Annotated in this window: 19 protein-coding genes and 1 pseudogene; 10 read left to right on the plus strand and 10 right to left on the minus strand. The window is 70.3% G+C overall.

Features of this window, described 5'->3' with window-relative positions; all coding sequences use genetic code 11:
- Positions 1–57: 57 nt before the first annotated feature.
- The 3 genes and pseudogenes from ABZX79_RS19365 to ABZX79_RS19375 form a co-directional block, all read right to left on the minus strand.
- Positions 58–174: pseudogene (locus ABZX79_RS19365) on the minus strand (DNA/RNA helicase domain-containing protein); the annotation flags it as partial.
- A gap of 115 nt (positions 175–289) precedes the next feature.
- The gene (locus tag ABZX79_RS19370; RefSeq protein ID WP_355258646.1) at positions 290–949 is read right to left on the minus strand and encodes a DUF2293 domain-containing protein; all 660 of its coding nucleotides are present in this window, start codon (positions 947–949) and stop codon (positions 290–292) included.
- Between the two features lie 36 nt (positions 950–985).
- A complete protein-coding gene (locus tag ABZX79_RS19375; protein WP_355258649.1) occupies positions 986–1,444 on the minus strand; it encodes a hypothetical protein in 459 nt (152 codons plus the stop codon).
- Between the two features lie 69 nt (positions 1,445–1,513).
- On the opposite strand from ABZX79_RS19375, the gene ABZX79_RS19380 reads away from it, so the two are divergent.
- Positions 1,514–2,245 (plus strand): hypothetical protein, encoded by a 732-nt coding sequence (locus ABZX79_RS19380; protein WP_214974557.1) that lies wholly within the window; start codon positions 1,514–1,516, stop codon positions 2,243–2,245.
- 1,135 nt (positions 2,246–3,380) lie between these two features.
- A complete protein-coding gene (locus ABZX79_RS19385; RefSeq protein ID WP_355258652.1) occupies positions 3,381–3,872 on the plus strand; it encodes a cupin domain-containing protein in 492 nt (163 codons plus the stop codon).
- Here ABZX79_RS19385 and ABZX79_RS19390 read toward each other — a convergent pair.
- Both ABZX79_RS19390 and ABZX79_RS19395 read right to left on the minus strand, forming a co-directional pair.
- Positions 3,803–4,279 carry a MerR family transcriptional regulator gene (locus ABZX79_RS19390; RefSeq protein WP_355258862.1) on the minus strand — a complete coding sequence of 159 codons (477 nt, stop codon included), beginning with the start codon at positions 4,277–4,279 and terminating at the stop codon, positions 3,803–3,805. The genes ABZX79_RS19385 and ABZX79_RS19390 overlap by 70 nt on opposite strands.
- A gap of 48 nt (positions 4,280–4,327) precedes the next feature.
- Positions 4,328–5,095, minus strand: a complete 768-nt coding sequence (locus ABZX79_RS19395) for an SDR family oxidoreductase (protein ID WP_355258655.1) — start codon at positions 5,093–5,095, stop codon at positions 4,328–4,330.
- A gap of 87 nt (positions 5,096–5,182) precedes the next feature.
- Here ABZX79_RS19395 and ABZX79_RS19400 point away from each other — a divergent pair, with 87 nt between their 5' ends.
- Together ABZX79_RS19400 and ABZX79_RS19405 are read left to right on the plus strand one after the other, a co-directional pair.
- Positions 5,183–5,395, plus strand: a complete 213-nt coding sequence (locus tag ABZX79_RS19400) for a hypothetical protein (RefSeq protein ID WP_355258658.1) — start codon at positions 5,183–5,185, stop codon at positions 5,393–5,395.
- Between the two features lie 45 nt (positions 5,396–5,440).
- A complete protein-coding gene (locus ABZX79_RS19405) occupies positions 5,441–6,085 on the plus strand; it encodes a uridine kinase (RefSeq protein WP_355258661.1) in 645 nt (214 codons plus the stop codon).
- Positions 6,086–6,101: 16 nt separating this feature from the next.
- On the opposite strand, the gene ABZX79_RS19410 is transcribed toward ABZX79_RS19405, so the two are convergent.
- Together ABZX79_RS19410 and ABZX79_RS19415 are read right to left on the minus strand one after the other, a co-directional pair.
- The gene (locus ABZX79_RS19410; RefSeq protein ID WP_355258865.1) at positions 6,102–6,995 is read right to left on the minus strand and encodes a PfkB family carbohydrate kinase; all 894 of its coding nucleotides are present in this window, start codon (positions 6,993–6,995) and stop codon (positions 6,102–6,104) included.
- Between the two features lie 65 nt (positions 6,996–7,060).
- Positions 7,061–7,978 (minus strand): pseudouridine-5'-phosphate glycosidase, encoded by a 918-nt coding sequence (locus ABZX79_RS19415; protein WP_355258664.1) that lies wholly within the window; start codon positions 7,976–7,978, stop codon positions 7,061–7,063.
- Positions 7,979–8,066: 88 nt separating this feature from the next.
- On the opposite strand from ABZX79_RS19415, the gene ABZX79_RS19420 reads away from it, so the two are divergent.
- Together ABZX79_RS19420 and ABZX79_RS19425 are read left to right on the plus strand one after the other, a co-directional pair.
- A complete protein-coding gene (locus tag ABZX79_RS19420) occupies positions 8,067–8,492 on the plus strand; it encodes a VOC family protein (RefSeq protein ID WP_355258667.1) in 426 nt (141 codons plus the stop codon).
- Between the two features lie 91 nt (positions 8,493–8,583).
- Positions 8,584–8,946 carry a cupin domain-containing protein gene (locus ABZX79_RS19425; RefSeq protein WP_355258670.1) on the plus strand — a complete coding sequence of 121 codons (363 nt, stop codon included), beginning with the start codon at positions 8,584–8,586 and terminating at the stop codon, positions 8,944–8,946.
- On the opposite strand, the gene ABZX79_RS19430 is transcribed toward ABZX79_RS19425, so the two are convergent.
- The 3 genes from ABZX79_RS19430 to ABZX79_RS19440 all read right to left on the minus strand — a co-directional run bounded on the left by ABZX79_RS19430 (position 8,936) and on the right by ABZX79_RS19440 (position 11,861).
- Positions 8,936–10,258, minus strand: coding sequence for an MFS transporter (locus ABZX79_RS19430; protein WP_355258868.1), 1,323 nt, complete (start codon positions 10,256–10,258; stop codon positions 8,936–8,938). The two genes, ABZX79_RS19425 and ABZX79_RS19430, sit on opposite strands and share 11 nt — an antisense overlap.
- A gap of 125 nt (positions 10,259–10,383) precedes the next feature.
- Entirely contained in the window at positions 10,384–10,938 is a 555-nt protein-coding gene (locus tag ABZX79_RS19435) for a methylated-DNA--[protein]-cysteine S-methyltransferase (RefSeq protein ID WP_355258673.1), read from the minus strand.
- A gap of 41 nt (positions 10,939–10,979) precedes the next feature.
- The gene (locus ABZX79_RS19440) at positions 10,980–11,861 is read right to left on the minus strand and encodes a glycerophosphodiester phosphodiesterase family protein (protein WP_355258676.1); all 882 of its coding nucleotides are present in this window, start codon (positions 11,859–11,861) and stop codon (positions 10,980–10,982) included.
- A 252-nt stretch (positions 11,862–12,113) separates the two neighbouring features.
- Between ABZX79_RS19440 and ABZX79_RS19445 the strand changes: the two genes are divergently transcribed.
- The 4 genes from ABZX79_RS19445 to ABZX79_RS19460 all read left to right on the plus strand — a co-directional run bounded on the left by ABZX79_RS19445 (position 12,114) and on the right by ABZX79_RS19460 (position 17,897).
- Positions 12,114–12,914, plus strand: coding sequence for an MHYT domain-containing protein (locus ABZX79_RS19445; RefSeq protein ID WP_355258679.1), 801 nt, complete (start codon positions 12,114–12,116; stop codon positions 12,912–12,914).
- A gap of 50 nt (positions 12,915–12,964) precedes the next feature.
- Positions 12,965–15,094 carry an excinuclease ABC subunit UvrB gene (gene uvrB, locus ABZX79_RS19450; RefSeq protein ID WP_355258682.1) on the plus strand — a complete coding sequence of 710 codons (2,130 nt, stop codon included), beginning with the start codon at positions 12,965–12,967 and terminating at the stop codon, positions 15,092–15,094.
- Positions 15,095–15,291: 197 nt separating this feature from the next.
- On the plus strand, positions 15,292–15,858 hold the full coding sequence (locus ABZX79_RS19455) for a TerD family protein (RefSeq protein ID WP_355258871.1): 567 nt from the start codon (positions 15,292–15,294) through the stop codon (positions 15,856–15,858).
- 92 nt (positions 15,859–15,950) lie between these two features.
- Positions 15,951–17,897 carry a TerD family protein gene (locus tag ABZX79_RS19460; RefSeq protein WP_355258685.1) on the plus strand — a complete coding sequence of 649 codons (1,947 nt, stop codon included), beginning with the start codon at positions 15,951–15,953 and terminating at the stop codon, positions 17,895–17,897.
- Positions 17,898–18,092: the final 195 nt, after the last annotated feature.

Here is an 18,092-nt window from a genome sequence, read left to right on the forward strand (position 1 = left end):
CAGACATTCCGGAGCGTCAGCCGTGCCGGTCCAGACGGGAAGCGCCGCTGAATCCCTGGGCTGTACGAGCGCCCGCAGCTTGGCTCGGGTCTCGCCGTCGGTGGAATAGATGACGGTCCCGACCATCCCGCGGGTCAGCAGCACTTTGTATGTGTTCCGGATCAACCGGGGGATAGAGCATCTCCGTGCCACAGACGGTGCGGGGCATCACGATCGGGTTGAGCCTGGCTGCCGGACTCTCCGTCTCGGTCGAAATCCGTTCGTGGACGCGGCGGCGTGTGCAGGGGATCTACGGCTCTAGTTGCCAGGTGGTCAGGATCGTCTCGATGGCCCGTGCCACTCTCGCCCGCGCTTTCCATCGTGGTACCCCGCTCATCAGCAGTGCGTCGTACGGCGTGTCCTCGTGGCGAATTGCGGCTCGGACCGCTGCCGTTATTGCCGCCTCGTCCAGGGCACGGGCCGCCGCGCTGCGGCCCACCCGGCCGCTGCCGCGTTGGGAGGTGTGGGTGGCGATGGCCTGGGCTCGGTGGGGCGGGCAGGAGGGAAAGAGGTGGAGGATTTTGGTGGTCAGGGTGGCCGTGAAGCGTACGTCCTCGGCCGCGCGGCGGGTTGCGTCGCGGGTGCGGCGGCGGGCGCGGGCGTCCGCGTCCGCCAGGCAGGACGACTCGGCGTGGGCGAGGGCGGTTTCCTCGACCAGGAGGCCCTGGCGTTCGTAGCGCTTGCGGCGTTTGTTGTGGCGGATGACCACTGCCCAGAGCGAGCTCGCCTCGCGGGCCCGGCGCGTCAGGGCCGCGTTGCCACGCGGGAGGTAGACCAGGTGGGCCAGGTCCGCGCAGTCGAGGCAGATTACGGCGTTGAACTCCAGGATGTGGAAGCGGAGAGGGCCCTGTCGGCACTCCGCGCAGTGCCTCCGCTTGTGTGGTTCTGGTTCGATCACCACCAGGTCCATGCAGGGAGCGTACCCAAGCGAGCCTGCGACCAGGTGTCAGCGCACGCTCGGCGCCGCCGCCTCGATGAACCTGGCCAAGGCATCGTCCGCCTCCGCGGAGCGGCGGGCGCGCTCGGACGCGTCCGTTGCCTCGTGCATGCAGTGCACGAAATCGAAGGCGGTCAGGGCTAGTTGTACGACCTGGCTGTCCGCGCAGATCAGCTGCACCCGGATCAGCGCCTGCCGGGCCGCCGAGCGTTGTGCGTACGAGTCCAGGCGCGAGTTTCTGGCGTCGGCACTGTCCGGCGCCTCGGCCCTGCGGTGCCACCGGTCGTTCTGGGCGCGGCGGTAGTCCACCAGGGCGCCGGCGAAGGCGCTGTACGTCGAGATCCGCTCCTGGCGGAGCTGTTCGGCGCGGGTGAGGGCGGCTGCGCGTTCTGCCGTCTGGCGTTGGAAGAAGTGGGTGGCTACCGAGCCGAGCAGGGTGCCGATTACAGCTATGAGGGCTGTGCCCATGGTGCGTACTCCCCCGAGGCTTGGATAATCGTTCGAGAGTGGGCGGTTGATGTTGCTAGCGTCATGGACGTGGCGAAACTCAATCAGATCATCGCAGTCGAGAAGGGCGTCAAGTCCAAGGCGCAGCAGGACCTTACGGTGGCTCAGCATGCACTGCAGAAGCCTGCCTTGCTCGCGGGCATTTCGCGTACGTACCAGGCCAAGGACGAGGAGGGCGAGCAGCTTCCGCCCGAGTCCACGCGCGTTCAGGTCAAGGCCGAGGACGTACTGCGCGACACCGCGAAGACGCTGACCCGGCTGTTCGACGTGACCGCCACCAAGGACTGGGCCAACTGCACCGCCCGCGCCGACGTGACCGTCGACGGCCGCGTGCTGGTGAGCGAGGCACCTGTGTCCTATCTCCTCTTCCTGGAGAAGCAGTTGGCGGACATCAATGCCTTTGTGCGGAAGCTGCCGGTGCTCGACGCCTCTGAGGCATGGACGCTGGACCCGTCGACCGACGACTGGAAGACGGAAGCGGTACGGACACTTCGTACGAAGAAGGTGCCGCGCAACCATGTGAAGGCGGAGGCGACCGACAAGCACCCGGCCCAGGTCGAGGTGTACTACGAGGACATTCCGGTCGGGTACTGGACGACCGTGAAGTTCTCCGGCGCGCTGACGGCCCGCCGCGTGAACGAGCTGCTCGAGCGGGTGGAAAAGCTCCAGCAGGCTGTGAAGTTCGCGCGGGAAGAGGCGAACGGCGCCGAGGTCACGGACCAGCGGGTGGGTGACGCCGTCTTCGGCTACCTGTTCGGGTAGCCTCCCCAAAAGACTCCCCGGGCGCCATCGTGCGGTCGGGGTGCGCGAAGAGCGCAAGCTGAAACTGAAGTTCGTCGTGACTGCCGCGGTACCGGATACGGACCGCGATCAATCTCAGACTCTTGCTCCAGACTCAGCATTCGCCGCCGATCGCCGTTTCCAACCGGGCCCAGGCCCATGCACGTCGAGATGCCGGTTCAATTCCGGCCCGCGGAGCTCGGTCTGCGGTGGTCTAAAGGCATGACGCGGCGACATAACGACTGACCTGGTCCCATTACTGGACGGCGTGCCAGATGGGCGGCATTGAACAGGGCTCGGGGGCCGGCTACGCCCCCGGGCCCGCTTCCATGCCTCGCCGTCGGGCGTACGGGCCGTGATCAGGACCAAGTGGCCGCCCTTGCCCGGAGCCTCGCGGTCCGGGTCGCGGATCTCGTAGTGGACCGATGCCATGACGGTCCGGCCCCGGTCCAGGAGTTCGAGGATTTCGAACGTGGTGAGGTGGCGGTGGACCGTGGTGGGGAGGGTGTGTGCCTCTTCGGCGTACGTCGCCATCGGGGCGTAGATCAGGCTGCGGATCGTCCCCTGCGCGTCCTGCGTGTACGCCCCGTACTCCAGCGCCCCGTCGCGGAGCGCGAAGAGGGAGGGGGCGCCGGGGCCGAGAGCCATGCGCAGGCATGTCATGCCGCACAGGTGGCCGCACCACTGGGCGTACTCCTCCACCGTGGCCGCGCCAGGACTCCCACGCCGGATCTGTCGCCGGATCCCGGCCGCCGTACACGATCTGTTCGATCAGGTCCGGGGACGCGAACAGGGTGTGGTGGGGGACGTGGCAGGTGGAGCAGATGGCTGGTGCTGGGCTGGTCACTGGCGGTATCCACTCGGGAAGCGGCCGATACGGCCGATCGCCGCATCCAGGTCATCAGCGTACGGGGAGGGGGTTTGAAACCCGTTCTCGATCTCCCGGAGAACCGTCGTGCGCAACCCCTGGGGCGCGGAGTTGATCTCGGATACGGTGAGGCGATTTCGGCGATTGAGGCGGCGGGGACTCCGATCGAATCCCCGGTCAGCGCCCGGGAGTTGGAGGGTTCCGATGGGGTTCACGGGGTTCACAGGATTCACGGGGTTCACAGGGTTCATGGGCTTGTTGGGTTTCGTGCGGAACGGCAATCAGGGGTGGGGGCGCAAGGGCATGGTCCTCGGCGGGTGTGTGGCGGCGCTCGGCATGGTGCCGTCCGCCGCGCTCGCGACGCCCGGCAGCGGAGTGAGCGGCACGGTGCTCGCCACCGGAACCTCCGCCGGGACCATGAAGGTGAAGGCCAAGGGCGTCACGGATGTGGTCGTACGCACCATCACCATCGCCCCGGGCGGATCGACCGGCTGGCACCACCACCCCGGGCAGCTCATAGCCGTCGTACAGAAGGGAACCCTGTCCCGGACGCTCGACGACTGCTCCGTCGAGACGACGACCGCGGGCCAGTCCTTCATCGAGCCCTCCGGAGCCAAGCACCGGCACATAGGGCGCAACCTCGGGAGTGAGCCGGTCGTCCTGTACGTCACCTACATGCTGCCCGCAGGCAGCCCGCTCTCCGTCGACGCCGACGCGCCCGCGTGCGCGGCAGGGGAGTAGGAAAGGGAGTACGAGGGCGAGTCGGCGGCGGTTGCGTCGTGGGGTGGCGGGCCGCCGCCGGTCGCCCTGTACAGCGCCGCCGCCAGCCTGTCCCGGGCCTCCGTCTGGGCCGCGATCCGCGCGTCGAGTACGGCCAGGCGGTCCAGCGCGATCCGCAGGCCGCCGTCCGACGGCGGCGCGGCGGCCACATCGCCGTCCAGGCACGGCCGGAAGGCACGGACGTCCTCCAGCGTGAGGCCGGCTTCGAGGAGGTGGCGGATGTTGCGGACGCGTACGACCGTCAGCTCTTCGTCGTACTCGCGGTAGCCGTTCGCGGCCCGGCGGGAGGAGATCAGGCCCTCCTGCTCGTAGTGGCGCAGGGCGCGGGCCGTTGTGCCCGTCGCCCGTGCCAGTTCGCCGATACGCAGTAACCTCACTGATCCCACACCTCCCGCTGGCCTCGCCGACCAGTCGTATCACGCCACCACCGCGCCACCATCCACCGGCAGCACGACCCCCGTCACGAACGACGCGCCCGGCGACGCCAGTTGCGTAATCGCCCATGCCACCTCCTCCGGGCGGCCGATCCGGCCGAGCGGGGTGTGCGCCACCTGCCATTCCCGTACGGCGGCCTGGCGCGCCGGGGTCAGGCCCTGGTGTTCGCCGATCGGGGTGTCGACCGCTCCCGGCGCCACCGCTACGACCCGGATGCCGCGCGGTGCCAGCTCCACCGCCCAGCTGCGGGTGAGGAGTTCGAGTGCGGCCTTCGATGCGGCGTACAGGGAATTGCCGGGCCAGGCGCGCTGACCGACCGATGTGCTGACGTTTACGATCACGCCGCCCGCCGAAGCTTCCAGCGCGGGCAGCGCTGCCTGAGCCAGCAGCGCGGGGGCGACGAGGTTCGTCGCGAGCTGTGCCTGCGCGCCGTCGCGCGAGAGCGCGCCGAGCGGTCCGGCGCTCACGATGCCGGCGTTGTTGACGAGTACGTCGAGCCGCCCGCACTCCTCGACGGCCGTGCGCACGATCTCCTCGGCGGCGCCGTCGGCCGTGATGTCCGCGACCAGCGGGCGGATCCGCGGGTGTGCCTCCGCGGTCTCGGCGAGCGGCGCCGGCCTGCGGCCCACCGCGACGACGTGGGCACCTGCGGAGGCGAACATCCGGGCCGTGGCGCGGCCGATGCCCGTACCGGCGCCGGTGACGATGACGGCGTACTGCTGGTTCCTCTGCTGCTTCGAGGTGTTCATGCGGCCATGGTTCAACCCTGACGTCAATGGCAAGGTCAAGCGGAAGGTCAAGCGGACCGTTGAACGGGTGCGGCTAGGGTCGGACCCATGACTTCGGATCTCTGGGACGCGCTGCCCGCCGCCGTACGCGACAAAGTGGACGAACTGGTCGTCCAGGGGCGGTCGGTCCAGGCCGTCTTCGCCATCCGCTCCTCAGGCGTCATGCCAAGGCCCGGGCTGCGTGCTTGCCAGGACCTGATCGCCGAGCGCGGTGTCGCGCTCGCCGACCGGATCGAGCCCCCGCCGCCGCACGACGTCTAGACGCTCGCCGAATACTGCGGGGTGCCGTTCCGCTTTGATGTGGGGGTGCAGTTCGAAGCGATCACCTGGGAACGGCTCACCGACGCCCTCGCCGACCATCTCGGCGGCCTGAGCCCGGCCGACGGCGGGCCGTGGCTCAAGGCCGCCGTCGACGGTGCGCCCGCCGCCCGTACCGGCGAGGTCGCCGGGCGGCTCGCCGATGCGTTGCGACTGCGCGGCCGTACGGTCGTGGTGGTCGGTACGCAGGGGTTTCTGCGGCCGGCGTCGCTGCGGTACGAGTTCGGCAAGGAGGATCCCGACTCGTACTACGACGGCTGGTTCGACATCCGCGCCCTGTGGCGCGAGGTCTTCGGACCACTGGAGCCCGGCGGCTCCGGGCGCGTTCTGCCCGACCTGTGGAACCCGGCCACCGACCGGGCGACGCGCAGTCCGTACGTACAGCTTCCTGCTGGTGGTGTGCTGCTGCTGCACGGGCCGATGCTCCTGCGGCACTGGTTTCCGTTCGACCTCACGGTGCATGTGCGGCTGTCCGCGGGGGCGTTGGAGCGCGGGACGGACGCGGGGGCGAAGTGGACGCTGCCTGCCTTTGCCCGGTACGAGCGGGAGGCGCGGCCGGGGGAGGCCGCGGATGTGCTCGTACGGGCCGATGATCCGCGGCATCCGGCGTGGACGGGGCTCCCGGGGCAGTGACATCAGGGCGCGACCGTCACCCCAGAGGTGGTCGCCCGCCCACCAGCGCCACTGCCCGCGCCCCGGCGTCGCACCCCTCCACCGCGGCCCGCGCGGCATCCGCACCGGCGATGCGTGCCGCGAGGAACGCGCCCGCGAAGGCGTCACCCGCGCCCGTCGAGTCCACCGCCTTCGCCGGGGCGGCCGGAACCCGGTGCTGCACGCCGCCGGCCGCGGCGACCAGTGCGCCCCCGGCGCCCAGGGTGGCGGCGACCAGCGGAAAGTGGCGGCTCAACTTGGCCGCGGCGTCCGCCGTTTCCGGCAACCCGGTGAGCAGCCGGGCCTCGTCCGCGTTGGGCAGCAGCACATCCGCCCCCGCCACGGCCTCCAGGAACCGGTCCACGCCCAGCTCGGCGATGAAGCCCGCCGACGCCGGATCCACGCTCACCGTCACCCCCCGCTCCTGGGCCGCCCGCAGCGCCAAGCGGGCCGTCTCGCGGCTCGTACCGGCGAAGAAGAGGTAGCCGGAGAGATGGAGATGGGCGACGCCGTTCAGGAGGGACGCGGACCAGTCGGCGGGGGAGAGGCGCAGCGCGGCGCCGCTGTCGGTGAGGAACGTGCGCTCGGCGGCCGCGTCGACGAGGGAGATCACGGTGGCGGTTGGCGCCTCCCCGTCGAGCACCACCTGCGGACGCACACCCGCACTCCGCAGCTGCTCCTCGTGCCACGCACCCGCGTCCGTACCGACCCGCGCCAGAAGCCGAACGTCTGCCAGCCCCGAGTACGCCGCCCAGCAGGCCACGTTGGCCCCCGCCCCGCCCGGCAGCGTCCGGATCTGCGCCGCGGTGTCTGTCGCCGGTGCCAGCGGTGTGCGATGGCGGGCCACGACATCGGTGACCACATCGCCGACCACCAGCAACGCACCGCCCACGCCGCCCGAGCCGTCGGTCTCATCCTCACCAGCGCCCCCTGTCCCACCCCTTCCCGGGTCCTCGCTCATGCCTGCGCCCACGCGGTCGCGATCTGCGCCGCCAGTCGTACGTTGCCGCGCACCGCCGCCAAGTTGGCCTCCAGCGAGGCGCCTTGCGTGCCCCGCGCCAGGTAGTCCAGCAGGAACGGGGTGACGCCCTGGCCGGAGATCCCGCGCGTCCTGCACTCCCGCAGGGCCTCGGCCAGCACCCGGTCGTGCAGCGCCGGGTCGAGCTGCTCGGCCTCGGGTACGGGATTGGCGACGAGCAGCGCCGCTTCCGGGCCGCCGAGCACGTCCTGGGCGCGCATCACCGCCGCCACTTCACCGGGCGTCCGCACCGTCCAGTCGACCGGCTCGCCCGAACTGCTCAGGTAGAACCCCGGGAAGTACCCGGTGCCGTACCCGAGAACCCCGACCCCGAGCGTCTCCAGCCGCTGCAACGTCGCCGGAACGTCGAGGATCGACTTGACCCCCGCGCACACCACCGTGATCCGCGTCCGCGCCAGCAGCCCCAGGTCCGCCGACTCGTCCTGCGTCTCGGTCCACTCGCGGTGTACGCCGCCGAGCCCACCGGTGGCGAAGACGCGCAGGCCGGCCCGGGCGGCCAGGAACGCCGTCGCCGACACGGTCGTCGCCCCGCTCGCGCCCGCCGCCAGCGCCGGGGCGAGATCGCGATGACCCAGCTTGCGCACCGAGTCGTCGTTCGCGACCCGCTCCAACTGTGCCTTGTCCAGGCCGACATGGGCCCTGCCGTCGAGGACGGCGATGGTGGCGGGAACAGCTCCGACGGTACGTACCACCTCCTCCAGCTCCTGCGCGACCCGCAGATTGCGCGGGCGCGGCAGACCGTGCGCGATGATCGTCGACTCGAGGGCTACGACGGGACGGCGCCGCTCCAGCGCCTCCCGCACCTCCCCGGACATGAGCAGTGCGGTGTCAGGCATGCCCCATTCCTGGCGCGTCGGCAGGGCCCTCAAACGTCGCGCAGCGCGCCCCTTGTGCCCGGCGACGATCACACCGCAGCCTGGGCGGATGACAGAAACACATCTCGATCACGTCGTCCTGTGGGTGAGCGACCCGCTGGCCTCGGTGGAGTTCTACGAGAAGACCGTCGGTCTGACCGGCGTACGTGCCGCCGAGTTCGCCGACGGCAAAGCGCCCTTCCCCTCCGTGCGTGTCTCCGCCGGATCGCTGCTCGACCTCGCCCCCCTCACGATGGCCGGGTCCATGAACGCCATCCCTGGCGCCGAGGGCACGGCCGGTCACCCGGTCAACCATGTCTGCCTCGCCCTGGGCAAGCAGGCCTTCGAGGCCCTGCACGCCCGGCTGGAAGACAGTGGCGTTGTCGTCTCGCCGTACTCGCACAACAGCTTCGGGGCCCGCGGCGCCGCTCCTCGTTCCTTCTACTTCCGCGATCCCGACGGGAACATCATCGAGGCCCGCCACTACGACGAGTGACCTTCACCTGTTCCAAGACCCAAGGTAGAGGCCACCACTGACAACGCCCCTCGGTGAGGCTCTTCGCACGCCCCCGCTAGGGTGACGCGCCATGACGACAATTGATCAAGTTCCTGCCTCCTTCGCCGTGCACATCCCGGATGCTGATCTTGAGCCGGAGCCGCTCGACCCGGACCAGATCGTGTCCGGTGAGCCGGTGGTGACGGGCAAGGTGCTGTGGGAGTCCCCCGACGGCAAGCAGCTGCGCGGGATCTGGCAGATCACGCCTGGTGTGGTCACCGACACCGAGGCCAACGAACTTTTCGTGGTGGTCAGTGGGCGCGCCACGGTCGAGGTGGAGGGCGGCGACACCCTGGAGATCGGTCCCGGTGACGCGTGTGTGCTGCGCGAGGGGGACCGTACGACCTGGACCGTGCACGAGACGCTGCGGAAGGCGTACCACATCAGCCTTTAGCGGCCGGTTCAGCCGGTTCAGCCGGGTCCTCCGGGGCGGCCGGGTCTTCCGCTGAGGCCGGTTCAGGCGAGTCGTCGCCAGGGCGGTTGCGGGTGGCCATCAGTGCGAGCGCGGCCATCGGCAGCAGCAGGCAGGCGCCGATGGCGTTGAGCCAGCCGTAGCCCGCCTGCGCGACGATCAGGCCGGCCGCCGCGCCGCCGATCCCCGCCGCCGAGTTCATGGTCAGGTCCGACAGGCCCTGGACCGCGGCGCGGGCGGGCTGTGGCACCGAGTCGGTGAGCAGGGCGGAGCCCGAGACCAGGCCCGCGGACCAGCCGAGGCCGAGTACGAAGAGGCCGGCGGCGGTCTGGGCGTGGCTGGGACCCGCCGTGCCGGCCAGCAGGGCGGCGAGGCAGAGCAGACCGGCCGCCAGGCCGATGACCGCGAGACGGCCGACGCGGTCGGACAGCCAGCCCATGACCGGTGAGAACGCGTACATGCCCGCGATGTGACCGCTGATGACAAGACCGACGAGTTCCAGATCGGCGCCGTGGTGGCCCAGGTCGACGGGGGTCATCACCATGATCGAGACCATGACGGTGTGACTGACGGCCACCGTTACCAGGGCGAGCCTGGCCCGCGACGACGCGGCCACCGCCGCGACTCCCGCGCGCAGCGAGCGGCTCTGGGTGGACTGCGATTCCGCCGGGGCCATGGCCCGGGCGGTGAGGAGCGGATCGGGGCGCAGCAGTACGGCGACAATCAGACCCGTGACGAGAAAAATCCCGGCGGCCCACAGGAACGGGCCCGCGGTCTCCGGTATGGAGGTGCCGGTGAAGGCGCGGCCCGCCGGGGCCGCGATGTTCGGGCCGAACACCGCGCCGATGGTCGTGGCCCAGACGACCGTCGAGATCGCCCGGGCGCGCCGGTCCGGCTCGGCCAGGTCGGCCGCGGCGAAACGCGCCTGGAGGTTGGCGGAGGACGCGGCGCCGAATCCGGCCATGCCGAGCAGCAGCAGCGGGAAGTTCTCGATGACGGCGGCGACCACCACGAGCGCCGCGCCCAGGGCCCCGATCAGGTAGGCGAGGACGAGTCCCGGGCGCCGGCCGCGCGAGGTCATCAGGGAGGCCAGCGGGATCGACAGCAGGGCTGTGCCCGCGACGGAGGCCGTCGGCGCGAGTCCCGACAGGGCCTCGGTGCCGCTGACTTCGACCGCGAGGACGGGCGCGAGGGCGATACCGATGGGTACTCCGAGCCCGCCCAGGATCTGGCTCACGACGAGTACGACGGAGGTACGCCGCTGGAGGGCGCGCAGCGCGTCGGGCCCGGGTATCGCCGCTGTCGCGGTTGCCTTGCCGGCCGGTGTACCGGCCGGTTCACGAGCCGGTGTACCGGCCGTCTTGTCGGTCGTAGTCACCGCCGCAGTGTGCCAGTCCTTACCGATGTACGGAACTGAGTTCAGAACAACGGCTGGGGCAGCACTCCTTCGAGCGCCAGCAGGGCACGCTTGGTCTCCAGGCCGCCGCCGAACCCGCCCAGCCCGCCGTCGCTCTCCACCACCCGGTGGCAGGGCACCACCACGGGCAGCGGATTCGACCCCATCGCCGCTCCGACCGCCTGCGCCGCGCCGGGCTGCCCGACCCGCCCCGCCAGATCGCCGTACCCGACGACCGCGCCGTACGGAACGCCGGTCGCCAGCTCGCGCAGCACCTGCCGGTTGAACCCGGAGGTGAGCGACCAGTCCAGCGGCAGGGTGAAGTCGCGCAGCTCGCCCGCGAAGTACGCCCCGAGCTGCCGTATGGGCTCGGCCAGCCGCGCGGAGCCGGGCGCCTCCGTCAGCTCGGCGCCGAGCCGCGTCCGCAGCTGGGCGAGCGCCTTCTCCCGTACCGCGGGACCGGCGTGGAAGACCACGCACACCAGGCCTGCATCGGTGGCGGCCACCAGCAGCGGCCCGATGCCGCTGTCGCCGCTGCCGATGACCGCCCACTCCACGAACTGCCCGTCGCTGTCCATGCGCACCACGGTACGACCGGGCACTGACAATGCTCCGGCCGTTACTCGCTGACGGCGTCCCGGACGACGTCGGGGTTGTTGGTGATGATCCCGTCCACGCCGAAGTCGTTCACCCGCGTCGCGGCCGCCGCCGTGTTCACCGTCCAGGTGTTGACCTGGAGCTGCTTGCCGTGCGCGCCCTTCAGCCGGTGGACCGCCGCGACGTAGTCGGCCGTCAGCGACGTGTGCGTCGGATTGATCTGGTCCGTGAACCGGGCGTACTTCGGCAGGTCGGTCACCGGGGGCGTCCCGAGGAAGCCGGTCGTGAGGTCGGGCCGCTGCTCGTGCACGGCCTTCACACTGTCCGCGCCGAAGCTCTGGATGACGAGCTTGTGCTTGACGTGGTGGCGGTTCAGCCAGCCCTCCTCGCGCAGCACGCGCAGGGTGTCCCTCTCGATGCCCGGGTAGAGCTCGGGCTTCTTGATCTCCAGGAGCAGCTTCTGGTGGTTGCGGTCGACCCGGTTCACGTACTGCTTGAGGGTCGGCACCCGCGCGCCCGTGAACTGGGGGCCGAACCAGCTGCCGGCGTCCAGCGTGGCGATCTCCGCCGCGGTGAAGTCCTTGATCTTCCACGGTGACCGGCCGGGAAAGACCTGCTCCACGTTCGTGGTCCTGGCGAGGCTGTCGTCGTGGACGACCACCAGTTTGCCGTCCTTGGTGCGCTGTACGTCGTTCTCCACCCAGGCGAAGCCCATCCGGTCGGCCAGGTCGATCGCCGCCAGTGTGTTCTCGGGTGCGTACGCGGACGCGCCCCTGTGGGCGATGACGGCGGGCTCGTCGTCGGTGCCGCTGGGACTGGCTGCCTGGGTGGCCGAGGCGGGCAGCAGCAGTGCGGTGGCGCCCAGGAGCGCTGCGGCCGTGGCCGAGACGGTGCGTGCGTACACAAGGACTCCTCGCCTGGAGTGATCACGGACGGTCCGAGAGTGGCAGCAAATAGTCAACGATGGACAGGTGAAGGATGGCCACGAAGTGAACGAAACCGCCCGCGGCGCGTCACGTGTCACTGCCTCTGCCGATGAATTGCCGAGAAAACGTGTGCGGATCACCCGGCTCGGCCTACTGTCGCCCGAAACGGGCCTCTGTATCACGAGTGGGCCCTCGTCACCCGGCGACGGAAGCTGAAGGGCTCAAAGGGAATGCAGGGCACTGTCGACGGATTTACCTACGGCCTCGTCACCCCGGTCGCGGCGTACCTCATGGCGTGTCTCGGCGGCGCGCTCGGGCTGCGCTGCACCGCGAGGTCACTCAGGAACGAGCACGGCTGGAAGACCGGCTGGCTCGCGCTCGGTGCGACCGCCATCGCCTCGGGAATCTGGACCATGCACTTCATCGCGATGATGGGTTTCACGGTGAAGGAGACGCCCATCAGTTACGACGCGACCCTGACCTACGCCAGTCTCGGCGTCGCCGTCGTCATGGTCGGCATCGGCGTCTTCATCGTCGGATACCGGGGAGTCACGCCGATGGCCCTGGTCACGGGCGGCACGATAACCGGCCTGGGGGTCGCCTCCATGCACTACCTCGGTATGGCCGGAATGCGACTGCGCGGCCAGCTCCAGTACGACACCCTCACCGTCGCGCTCTCCGTGGTGATCGCGGTGGTCGCCGCGACCGTCGCGCTCTGGGCGGCCGTGTCGATACGTGGATTCCTGCCGAGCCTGGGCGCCAGCCTCGTCATGGGCGTCGCGGTGAGCGGCATGCACTACACCGGCATGGCGGCGCTCAGAGTCCACCTCCACGGCCCGGCGACCACCACCGGCGGCGAGACGTCCACCCTGCTTCTCGCCCCGATGCTGATCGGCCCGGTGATCTTCCTGTTCCTGGCGGGCGTGGTCGTGATGTTCGATCCCAAGCTGGTCATGGGCCGCACCGACTGGCAGCGGCCGGCCGGCCCCGGCGTCCCGCACCCGGCCCCGGGAACCTCGTGGCGCCGGTGACCCGGGGCGATCACCGCGTGTGTGTCAGTGCCGGGTCGTACGGTTGATGCATGCGGCCCGTTTCAAGCATCGAACGTACGGTGGCGCCCTTCGAGGTCGTCAGTTCCTACCAGCCCAGCGGTGACCAGCCGGCGGCCATCGCCGAGCTGGAGCGGCGCATTCGCGCAGGTGAGAAGGATGTCGTCCTGCTCGGCGCGACCGGCACCGGCAAGTCGGCGACCACCGCCTGGATGATCGAGAAGCTCCAGCGCCCCACGCTCGTCATGGCGCCGAACAAAACCCTCGCCGCCCAGCTGGCGAACGAGTTCCGCGAGCTCCTGCCCAACAACGCCGTCGAGTACTTCGTCTCGTACTACGACTACTACCAGCCCGAGGCGTACGTCCCGCAGTCGGACACGTACATCGAAAAGGACTCCTCGATCAACGAGGAGGTCGAGCGGCTGCGCCACTCCGCGACGAACTCGCTGCTCACCCGCCGCGACGTCGTCGTGGTCGCCTCCGTCTCCTGCATCTACGGCCTCGGTACGCCGCAGGAGTACGTGGACCGCATGGTGCCGCTGAAGGTCGGCGAGGAGATCGACCGCGACCAGCTGCTGCGCCGCTTCGTCGAGATCCAGTACACGCGCAACGACGTGGCCTTCTCGCGCGGTACGTTCCGGGTCCGCGGCGACACCATCGAGATCTTCCCCGTCTACGAGGAGCTCGCCGTACGCATCGAGATGTTCGGCGACGAGATCGAGGCGCTGTCGACCCTCCACCCCCTCACCGGCGAGATCATCAGCGAGGACGACCAGCTGTATGTCTTCCCCGCGAGCCACTACGTCGCCGGACCCGAGCGCATGGAGAAGGCGATCAGGGGCATCGAGAAGGAGCTGGAGGGCCGGCTCGCCGAGATGGAGAAGCAGGGCAAGATGCTGGAGGCCCAGCGTCTGCGCATGCGCACCACCTACGACCTCGAGATGATGCGCCAGATCGGCAGCTGCTCCGGCATCGAGAACTACTCGATGCACATGGACGACCGCGCCCCCGGCACCGCGCCGCACACCCTCCTCGACTACTTCCCCGAAGACTTCCTGCTGGTCATCGACGAGTCACACGTCACCGTGCCGCAGATCGGCGCGATGTACGAGGGCGACGCGTCCCGCAAGCGGACCCTTGTCGACCACGGCTTCCGGCTGCCTTCCGCCCTGGACAACCGCCCCCTGAAGTGGGAGGAGTTCCAGCAGCGCGTGGGCCAGGCGGTCTACCTCTCGGCCACCCCCGGTGCGTACGAACTCTCGCGCTCCGACGGCTTCGTGGAGCAGATCATCCGCCCCACCGGCCTCATCGACCCCGAGGTCGTCGTCAAGCCCACCGAGGGCCAGATCGATGACCTGGTGCACGAGATCAGGTTGCGCACGGAGCGGGACGAGCGGGTCCTGGTCACCACCCTCACCAAGAAGATGTCCGAGGACCTCACCGAATACTTCCTCGAACTGGGCATCCAGGTCCGCTATCTGCACAGCGACGTCGACACGCTGCGCCGCGTCGAGCTGCTGCGCGAGCTGCGGTCCGGTGAGTACGACGTCCTGGTCGGCATCAACCTGCTGCGAGAGGGCCTCGACCTGCCCGAGGTGTCGCTCGTAGCCATCCTCGACGCCGACAAGCAGGGCTTCCTGCGCTCGGGAACCTCCCTGATCCAGACCATCGGCCGCGCGGCGCGCAACGTCTCCGGCCAGGTCCACATGTACGCCGACAAGATCACCCCGGCGATGGAGAAGGCTATCGACGAGACCAACCGGCGCCGGGAGAAGCAGGTCGCGTACAACACGGCGCACGGGGTCGATCCGCAGCCGCTGCGCAAGAAGATCAACGACATCGTCGCCTCCATCGCGCGCGAGCAGGTCGACACCGAACAGCTACTCGGCTCCGGCTTCCGGCAGGCGAAGGAGGGCAAGGGCGCCAAGGCCCCGGTGCCCGTGCTCGGCGGCAAGGCCGGCAAGGCGGCCAGGGCGGGCAAGAAGGGCGATGTGCTCACCGACCGCCCCGCCGCCGAACTGGCAGCGCTCATCGAGGAGATGACGGAGCAGATGCGCGGCGCGGCCGCCGAGCTGCAGTTCGAAGTGGCCGCACGGCTGCGCGACGAGGTGGGCGAGCTGAAGAAGGAACTGAGGCAGATGAGGGAGGCGGGGCAGGTCTGACGGCCCGGCACCCGCCCGGCACCTGGTGTGTTGCAACACCGACACAAAGTGCGACGCGACTGTGGCGGCCCGGGCGTGACTGCGTAGGGTTCTCGTCAGCCGCACGCACACGGGCGGGCCGCGGCGTAAGCAATGAGAGGGGACAGCGCGTGGTGGATGTATCCAAGGGCAGCGCGCCCGGGGGACCTGGCGTCAACCTGACCAAGGGTCAGGCCATCAGCCTGGAGAAGAAGGGCGGCGGCACGCTGACCGCCGTCCGGATGGGGCTGGGCTGGCAGGCGGCGCCGCGTCGCGGTCTCTTCGGCTCGCGCACCCGGGAGGTCGACCTCGACGCCTCGGCGGTCCTGTTCGCGGACAAGCAGCCGGTCGACGTCGTCTTCTTCCGTCACCTCGTCAGCGACGACGGCTCCGTGAAGCACACCGGTGACAACCTGGTCGGCGGCGCGGGCCAGGGCGGGGACGACGAGGCGATCCTCGTCGACCTCCAGCGCGTGCCGGTGCACATCGACCAGATCGTCTTCACGGTGAACTCCTTCACCGGCCAGACGTTCCAGGAAGTGCAGAACGCGTTCTGCCGCATTGTCGACGAGACCAACGGCGAGGAGATGGCCCGCTACACGCTCGACGGCGGCGGACAGTACACCGCGCAGATCATGGCCAAGGTGCACCGCGCCGGCGCCGGCTGGAAGATGACGGCCATCGGCACCCCTGCCAACGGCCGGACCTTCCAGGACCTGATGCCGTCGATCCTGCCGCACCTGTAGCAGACGACTGACGAAGTACGCGCAGCTCCCGGAGGCATCGTGCCGCCGGGAGCTGCACCACATCCACGAATGCGACGCGGGGGAGACAGGCGATGACGGCCGAGCTGGTCCGGGGGCAGAACCACCCCTTGCCCCAGGCCCGTTTGGAGATCCGAGTGTCGGCCGGCAAGCCGGTCGTGGCCGGTGCCACCCTCGGCGACGAGCAGGGCACCGTGCGCGGTACGGAGTGGGTCGCCCACCCCGGCTCGCCGAACCTCCCCGGGCTCGAAGTGTCCAAGCAGGCCGCCGCCGACCACCGGCTCGCCGTGGACCTCGAGGCGCTGCCCGAGACGGTGCACCGGGTGAACGTCCTGCTCGCTCTCCCGCTGGGCGCAGGCGGCCCGACCCGCTTCGGCGCCGTCGCGGCACCCTTCGTGTCCGTCACCGGGCTCGACGGCTCGGAGGTCGCCAACTACACCGTGACCGGGCTGGACAGCGAGTCCGCCGTGGTCGCCCTGGAGCTCTACCGCCGGCAGGGCATCTGGAAGGTGCGCGCCGTCGGGCAGGGTTACGCCGGTGGCCTCGCCGAGATGCTCGGCGACCAGGGCCTTCCGCAGGCCCGCGAACTCGCCGCCGCCATCCAGGACGCGGTGAGCAGCGGCATGGCCCGCTCCGTCGCCGCGCCCCCGCCCCGCAGCGAGGACGGCGACCGGTCACGGCGTACGACGTCCCACGCGACGAACGGCGGACGCGACGCGCAGACCCACGTCGTGCCGCCCACACCAACACCCACAGCACCTGGTCCGGACAGCGGCGCTCGACAGGCCGCCCCGGGCGGCCCCGTCGACTACGCGCACCCGCGCCGCCAGAGCACCGCGCCCGCGTCCCCGCCGCCCACCGCGCCGCCCGCCCCGCCCGGACAGTACCCACAGCCCGTCGCCGGTGACGCGACCGGCTGGTCCATGGAGGAGCGGCTGTACAACCAGGTGTGGGGCATGTTCGAAGACCTGGCCCGCACCGTCGCGGCGTACCGCAGCGCGGTCGACTTCGCCGAGTCCCGGATGGAGCAGGAGCTCGACAAGGCCCTCTCCGACCCGCGCAGCCGGATCGGCGCCGCGGGCGACACCGCCCGCGCGAACGCCCGGGCCAAGCACGACCAGCTCGTCGGCCAGGCCCGCGACGTACTGGAGCGTGACCTGGCGCAGCTCGTCGCCGAGACCGGCGTCGTCGAGCCGGCACTGCCTCCCGCCTTCGCCTCCTGGGACAACCCGGCCTGGCACGGTTACCGGGTTCCCATGGAGATCCCGATGGCCCTGCGCGTCGGTGACCTGCACCTGCCGGAGCGCCCGGATCTGCGCATCCCCATGCTGGTGCGCCTGCCGCTGGAGCGTGGCCTGTGGATCGACAGCGGCCGTTCCGGCTCCGAGGCCGCACTGATGATGGAGTCCGACCAGCTGCGCAGGGCGGCCATGGAAACCGCCGCAGCGCACGCCGCGCGCCTGCTGGCGGTCTATCCGGCCGGTGAGTTCACCGTCCATGTCATCGACCCGGCGGGCACGGGCGTGCCCGCGCTCGCCCCGCTGACCGAGTCCGGCGTGCTCGACGCGCCGCCCGCGGCCGGAGCCCAGGGCGTCGCGGCCGTGCTGGCCAAGCTCACCCAGCGGGTGGAGCTGGTACAGATGGCGGTCCGTGGCGGGGTCGTCGACTCGCTCCCGCCGGACCTGGACACGGCCGAGCAGCTCCTGATCGTCAACGACTTCCCGCACGGCTTCGACGACCGCGCCGTCACCCAGCTCCGCTACCTCGCAGACGAGGGCCCGTCGGTCGGCGTGCACCTGATGATGGTCGCGGACCGCGAGGACGCAAGCGCGTACGGCCCGGTGCTCGACCCACTGTGGCGGTCGCTGCTGCGGGTCACTCCCGTGCCCGACGACCACCTCATCGACTCGTGGGTCGGTCATACCTGGACATACGAGCCGCTGCTGCCGCCGCCGGGCAGCCAGGTCGTCCGGCAGGTGCTCGCGCAGGTGGCCGCAGCGAGGCGGCAACTGCCTCGCTGACCAGCGCTTTTGGGGCAGCTTTACCCATCCCTTTACCTTTTCTTGGGTGTTCCTGTACCCTTCGAGCAGCGGAGGGGAGTACTCCCGGCTGCGACGTACCCGTCAATACGGACCGCCATCGGTCCCGGGGCGTCGGCCCGAGGTGCGCGGAGACGCACTCGGGTGGAAGAGACCTCCGGCAGCGACGACGCTGAG

The organism is Streptomyces sp. NPDC002994 (genome assembly GCF_040611155.1).
GTDB lineage: Bacteria > Actinomycetota > Actinomycetes > Streptomycetales > Streptomycetaceae > Streptomyces.

Bases quoted from the DNA above. Each gene is read 5' to 3' on its own strand.
- ABZX79_RS19415 (WP_355258664.1), bottom strand. From the start codon at position 7,978: ATGCCTGACACCGCACTGCTCATGTCCGGGGAGGTGCGGGAGGCGCTG.
- ABZX79_RS19420 (WP_355258667.1), top strand. From the start codon at position 8,067: ATGACAGAAACACATCTCGATCACGTCGTCCTGTGGGTGAGCGACCCG.
- ABZX79_RS19395 (WP_355258655.1), bottom strand. From the start codon at position 5,095: ATGAACACCTCGAAGCAGCAGAGGAACCAGCAGTACGCCGTCATCGTC.
- uvrB (WP_355258682.1), top strand. From the start codon at position 12,965: ATGCGGCCCGTTTCAAGCATCGAACGTACGGTGGCGCCCTTCGAGGTC.
- ABZX79_RS19445 (WP_355258679.1), top strand. From the start codon at position 12,114: ATGCAGGGCACTGTCGACGGATTTACCTACGGCCTCGTCACCCCGGTC.
- ABZX79_RS19370 (WP_355258646.1), bottom strand. From the start codon at position 949: ATGGACCTGGTGGTGATCGAACCAGAACCACACAAGCGGAGGCACTGC.
- ABZX79_RS19425 (WP_355258670.1), top strand. From the start codon at position 8,584: ATGACGACAATTGATCAAGTTCCTGCCTCCTTCGCCGTGCACATCCCG.
- ABZX79_RS19460 (WP_355258685.1), top strand. From the start codon at position 15,951: ATGACGGCCGAGCTGGTCCGGGGGCAGAACCACCCCTTGCCCCAGGCC.
- ABZX79_RS19375 (WP_355258649.1), bottom strand. From the start codon at position 1,444: ATGGGCACAGCCCTCATAGCTGTAATCGGCACCCTGCTCGGCTCGGTA.
- ABZX79_RS19385 (WP_355258652.1), top strand. From the start codon at position 3,381: ATGGGCTTGTTGGGTTTCGTGCGGAACGGCAATCAGGGGTGGGGGCGC.
- ABZX79_RS19400 (WP_355258658.1), top strand. From the start codon at position 5,183: ATGACTTCGGATCTCTGGGACGCGCTGCCCGCCGCCGTACGCGACAAA.
- ABZX79_RS19435 (WP_355258673.1), bottom strand. From the start codon at position 10,938: ATGGACAGCGACGGGCAGTTCGTGGAGTGGGCGGTCATCGGCAGCGGC.